8 protein-coding genes are annotated in these 5,054 nt (G+C 63.8%); 7 read left to right on the plus strand and 1 reads right to left on the minus strand.

Going from position 1 to position 5,054, the window contains the following annotated elements:
• The 6 genes from RIN13_RS14920 to RIN13_RS14945 all read left to right on the plus strand — a co-directional run.
• On the plus strand, positions 1-552 hold a 552-nt coding region (locus RIN13_RS14920; protein WP_309108127.1), incomplete at its 5' end, for an aldolase/citrate lyase family protein.
• Between the two features lie 37 nt (positions 553-589).
• Entirely contained in the window at positions 590-1,537 is a 948-nt protein-coding gene (locus tag RIN13_RS14925; protein ID WP_309108128.1) for a DUF2797 domain-containing protein, read from the plus strand.
• A gap of 34 nt (positions 1,538-1,571) precedes the next feature.
• Positions 1,572-1,796 (plus strand): DUF3188 domain-containing protein, encoded by a 225-nt coding sequence (locus RIN13_RS14930; protein ID WP_309108129.1) that lies wholly within the window; start codon positions 1,572-1,574, stop codon positions 1,794-1,796.
• A gap of 26 nt (positions 1,797-1,822) precedes the next feature.
• Complete coding sequence (locus RIN13_RS14935) at positions 1,823-2,284, plus strand: MaoC family dehydratase N-terminal domain-containing protein (protein WP_309108130.1); 462 nt, start codon at positions 1,823-1,825, stop codon at positions 2,282-2,284.
• A gap of 2 nt (positions 2,285-2,286) precedes the next feature.
• Positions 2,287-2,724 (plus strand): MaoC family dehydratase, encoded by a 438-nt coding sequence (locus RIN13_RS14940; RefSeq protein WP_309108131.1) that lies wholly within the window; start codon positions 2,287-2,289, stop codon positions 2,722-2,724.
• Positions 2,725-2,760: 36 nt separating this feature from the next.
• Positions 2,761-3,828, plus strand: coding sequence for a UDP-N-acetylmuramate dehydrogenase (locus tag RIN13_RS14945; RefSeq protein ID WP_309108132.1), 1,068 nt, complete (start codon positions 2,761-2,763; stop codon positions 3,826-3,828).
• A gap of 55 nt (positions 3,829-3,883) precedes the next feature.
• Here RIN13_RS14945 and RIN13_RS14950 read toward each other — a convergent pair whose 3' ends face one another.
• On the minus strand, positions 3,884-4,351 hold the full coding sequence (locus tag RIN13_RS14950) for a hypothetical protein (protein ID WP_309108133.1): 468 nt from the start codon (positions 4,349-4,351) through the stop codon (positions 3,884-3,886).
• A 158-nt stretch (positions 4,352-4,509) separates the two neighbouring features.
• Here RIN13_RS14950 and RIN13_RS14955 point away from each other — a divergent pair.
• The coding region (locus tag RIN13_RS14955) for a DNA glycosylase AlkZ-like family protein (RefSeq protein ID WP_309108134.1) at positions 4,510-5,054 on the plus strand (545 nt) is incomplete at its 3' end.

A 5,054-nucleotide genomic window follows, 5' to 3' on the forward strand; every position in this document is an offset into this window, starting at 1 on the left:
ATGCTTGCAAAGACCGAGTCCGCAGACCAGGTCACCGAGAGCTTCCACCGCATGGACGGCAACACTCCCGTCATCCCCCTCGTGGAATCAGCAGTGGGCATTGAAGAAGCCAACAACATCGCCAAAGCCCAGGGTGCCTTCCGGCTGGCCTTCGGTTCCGGCGACTTCCGCCGCGACACCGGCATGGCAGCTACGCCCGAAGCCATGGCCTACCCCCGGGCCAAACTGGTTGTGGCCAGCCGGGTCGGTAACCTGCCGGGCCCTATCGACGGCCCCACCGTGGGAACCAACCACCCCATCCTGCGTGAGCAGACAGGCATCACCGTCATGATGGGCATGACCGGCAAGCTCTGCCTCGCCATCGACCAGACCAGCGTAATCAACGAGGTCATCAGCCCCACACCCTCGGACGTGGCATGGGCCACGGACTTCATGGCTGACTTTGAGGCGAACGGCCGGGTAATCCGGGACGGTTCCGACCTTCCGCGCCTCGGCCGGGCAGAAAAGATCATCAAGCTCGCGGTAGCCTTTGGGGTGCAGCCCGCGCTCTGACTCTCAGTACGCCCACCATTGATCCACAGGGGACCCCGTGACCGATTCCACTTATCTGGTCCACGGGGTCTTTTGGGATGGGCCTGCTGCCGCTCGGCCCGGAGCCGACGGCGGAACCCCACAACTGCGGCTTGAGCGCCGCGGAGGCGGGTTCAGTGAGGTCCCGCTTGCCTCCGGCACCCATCTCGGCTTCCGCCTGGCGGAATCCGAAAAATTCTGCCTCGGGCACCACAAGGTGCACTCGGCGTCCGAGCGCGATCATGTCTTGTGCCCCCATCAGGCCCCCGCTGTGAAGGGGAACCAGTGCGAGCGTTGCTTCATGCTGGACGATTCCCGCCTGATCCACGATTTCCACCGTGGCGGGCGCGTGCCAGCCGGTCTGCGTGCCTACCTGTCCCAGCAGCACTGGCTCTATATTGCAACGTTCGGGGATGGCGCCACCAAGGTGGGAACGGCGTCGAACCTGCGGAAGTGGAACCGTCTGGCCGAACAGGGCGCTGTCGTTGCCAGGTATGTTGCGCGTGCCGATGACGGCCGGATCGTCAGGGTGCTGGAGGACATGGTCAGCCGGGAGGCAGGGTTGCCACAACAGATCCGGTCTGCCGCCAAAGCTGCTGCCCTGACCGAGCCTTCCCCCGCCGTCGGGCTGGATGCAAAGAACAAGGCCTTGGCAGGGGAGGTGCGTACGCTGCTCGCGGGTGCAGCCCTGGGAGGGTTCGCCGTGGTGGATGAACAATGGATCCGTCCGTCCCAGGCCGACCCGGTCTCTTTACCGGGCTTGGGGCTCCGCCACGCCTATCCGCATGATTTAAGCGAGGGCACGCACGGGTTCCGGATCAACTCCCTCAACGGCGGCTACGCCCTGGCGTCCATCGAAGGGTCCGAACTCGAGTTCGTCGTGAGCCTCGGCCAGCTCAAGGGGCGCAGGATTGAGTTGGGCAACCATCGGTCCGAAGTGCCCGCGGTGCAGGAATCCCTGTTTTGAAATCCCTGTTTTGAACAGCCAGTAAACTGGCACGGTGCTGAACGAATTCTGGGCCTCGGCCTCAACCACGTACAAAATCGTCGTCTTCAGTGCGATGGGACTGATCGCCGTCGGGATCATCCTTAATATTCTGGGCAACACTTCACAGAACCAGGGACTTGCTGTGGCGTCCCTGCCGGTAATCGGCGTGGGGCTCGTCTTGCACATTGTGGGCCTGGTGGTCCGGGGCCAACAGATCCGGAAGGGTTACAAGAGGTAGTCCGCCCGGACGATAGGCTTGAGGCCATGAGTATCAATCCGGATCTGCAGGGCCGTAGCTACCCTGCCGCAGAGGTGTACGACGTTGGCCGCGAGAAAATCCGCGAGTTTGCCCGCGCCGTCAAAGCAACGCATCCCGCCCATTTTGACCTGAATGCAGCCATCGCCCTCGGACACCGGGATCTGGTGGCACCCCCCACGTTTGCGATCATCGTCGCCCAGCGGGCGGACGCCCAGCTGATCGAGGATCCGGATTCCGGCATTGACTTCTCCCGCGTGGTCCACGCAGACCAGCGTTTTGTCCACCACCGGCCCATCATCGCCGGCGACAGACTGGTGGCTGAACTCCATGTGGACGGCGTCCGCTCCATGGGCGGCGGGGCCATGATCACCACCCGTTCAGAGATTTTTGCCCTGTCGGAGGACGCTTCACGCAGGAACGTCGCCACCACCATATCCTCGATCCTGGTTCGCGGAGAGGAACAGTAACCATGACACCTTCTTTCACAGATGTCACTATCGGCCAGGCTCTTGGCAGCCGTACCATCGGCGTCACCCGGCAGGATCTGGTCAAGTACGCCGGCGCCTCGGGGGACTTCAACCCCATCCACTGGAACGAGTCCTTCGCCACCGGTGTGGGCCTCCCCGGTGTCATCGCCCACGGCATGTTCACCATGGGAGCCGCCGTGCAGCTGGTCACCGACTGGGCCGGGGACCCGGCAGCGATTGTGGATTTCCAGACCCGCTTCACCAAGCCCGTCCCGGTAACCGACACCACGGGAACAGACGAGCCCGGCGCCAGCATCGAGGTCACTGGCGCAGTCGGAGCACTCGATGAGGATGCCAAGACTGCGCGCGTGGACCTCACCGTCGTTTCCGGAGGGCAGAAAGTGCTGATGAAGGCCCAGGCCGTAGTCAGGCTTGGCTGAAACTGTGGATCCTTCGATCCCCGTTAGGCTGTTGAGGTGACCCAGACGCTGCTCGCCGAACTCACCACTGCCGCCGTCGGCGGTCCCGCCGCCACCTTCGTGGAGGCCCGCACGGAAGCCGAGATCATCGACGTCGTGCGTTCCGCTGACACCGTGGGGGAGCCGCTGCTCATCATCGGCGGCGGGTCCAATCTCCTGATTTCCGACGACGGGTTCCCCGGAACCGTCCTGAAGCTCGCTTCCGAGGGTTTCACAGTCAGCGCCGAAGACTCCTGTGGTGGCGTGGCCGTGGTGGTCCAAGCGGGCCACAACTGGGATGACCTGGTGAAGCACGCGGTGCTGCACGCCTGGTCCGGCATCGAAGCACTCTCCGGGATCCCCGGCTCCACGGGCGCTACTCCGGTTCAAAACGTGGGTGCTTACGGAGCAGATGTCTCGCAGACCATAGCTGCTGTGCGGACGTGGGACCGGGAGCAGAACGCGGTGCGGACGTTTACAAACTCCGAGCTGAAGTTCGGCTACCGGGATTCCCTGCTGAAGCAGACAACGGTGAATGGGTCCCCTCGCTTCGTGGTCTTGACAGTGGAGTTCCAGTTGCCGCTGGGCCGTATGAGCGCCCCTATCCGCTATGCCGAGCTCGCCCGTGCGCTCGGCGTTGAACAGGGCAAGAGGGCGTACTCCAATGACGTGCGGCGGGAAGTGCTGCGGCTCCGGGCATCAAAGGGCATGGTGCTGGATGCCGCGGACAGGGACACCTACTCGACGGGATCGTTCTTCACGAACCCGATCGTTCCTCCGGCTGTAGCAGACGAACTGCCGCAGGACGCGCCCCGCTACCCGGCTGGCAGCGATGGGCTGGTGAAACTCTCAGCCGCTTGGCTCATCGATAAGGCCGGCTTCGCCAAGGGCTTCGGATTGGAACCGGACAGCGTTTCGGGAGGTCGGGCCGCGTTGTCCACCAAGCACACACTGGCCATCACCAACCGCGGCTCCGCCAAGGCCTCCGATATGGCGGCTATCGCGCGTGAGGTGAGGCGCGGCGTCGTCGAACGCTTTGGCATTGAACTGCATCCGGAACCGCTACTGATCGGCGTTGAACTGTAGGTCCGCGACTGAGCTGTCAGTACGGGATCGCGCTGTCAGCACGGGTTCCGGGGGCTTATGGCTTATTTTCTGTGGGAGGGTGCGGCGCCGCCCTGCTGAAGAGCAGATAGGTGAAACCCGACGCCGTTGCCGCCAATCCGAAGACCTGGCAGAAGGCCACCGATTGGGGACTTGGCCCGCTTCGAAGCAGCAATCCTGCCGCGGCGAAGGCCACGGCTCCCAACAGGAACACCACGGTGCCGGGCAGGAAACTCCGCAAGGTGGAAGGGAGCTCTTCACCGGTGTCCGGAGCAGCTTGATGGTGCGGCTGGAGCAGTACTGCCGCCGTGAAGCTGAATACGGCCAGCACGATGCCCGCCGATGAGACCTGCTGCAGAGTCGCCATGACCGGTGAAAGACTTGTCCCGCTGGCGACGGCAACAGCAAGTCCGGCAGCCATACCTGCTGCGCTGGAGGCCCAGCCGAGCAGGGCGAGCCTCCGGCATACGGGCCGCAGGAGGGGCCACAAGTCACCCATGGTCATGAAATCAGCGTAGGAGTGCGGGCTGGGCACCAACTGGGAGTTGACTGTACCTTGCTCTCAACTGGCGGGGCTTGTGTGGCCGCTTCTATCTGGCGGGATACGGCTGGAGACGTTCGCGGCGGACTGTATTCGTCCGTAGCTGGTTCTAGGATGTTGGCATGACAGCAGAGGCGCAGGCTGGAGTTTCAGCGGCTGATTCAGGTTTGGCTCCGACCCGTGATTCTTCGAACGTGCCCGTGCGGCTTTCGGCCCGGGTCATGGGGCGGCTTCGCCTCGTATCCCAAGGCGTACTGGGGGAGGGCCTGCGCTCCGTGCCTGAGACGGTCCGGTGGATGACGGCAATGCAGGCCCAGGATCTGCCGGCAGCACTGTGGGCGGTGGGCTTGCGCTCTTCCGGCGCCGGGCTTGAATCGGTGCGGTCTACCCTGGACGACGGCGAAATCGTACGTTCGTGGCCCATGCGCGGGACGTTGCACTTGGTGGCGCCGGAGGACCTTCGCTGGATGCTCAGTATCACCACCCCACGGATGATCCGGGCGGTTGCCGCCAGGCACCGGCAACTTGAGATTTCCGAAGGGGACATCAAACTGTGCCGTGACGTTGCCTTGGAGATCCTGACGGGAGGAAAGACCGCTACCCGGCAGGAGATGTTCGGGGCTTTCGAGGCTGCGGGTCAGGTAACCAAGGAGCAGCGCGGAGTCCA

Source organism: Arthrobacter sp. (genome assembly GCF_031179985.1).
GTDB lineage: Bacteria > Actinomycetota > Actinomycetes > Actinomycetales > Micrococcaceae > Arthrobacter.

What these genes read in the sequence shown, in the direction of transcription:
- RIN13_RS14935 (WP_309108130.1), top strand. Translation starts at nt 1,823, where the DNA reads ATGAGTATCAATCCGGATCTGCAGGGCCGTAGCTACCCTGCCGCAGAG.
- RIN13_RS14950 (WP_309108133.1), bottom strand. Translation starts at nt 4,351, where the DNA reads ATGACCATGGGTGACTTGTGGCCCCTCCTGCGGCCCGTATGCCGGAGG.
- RIN13_RS14940 (WP_309108131.1), top strand. Translation starts at nt 2,287, where the DNA reads ATGACACCTTCTTTCACAGATGTCACTATCGGCCAGGCTCTTGGCAGC.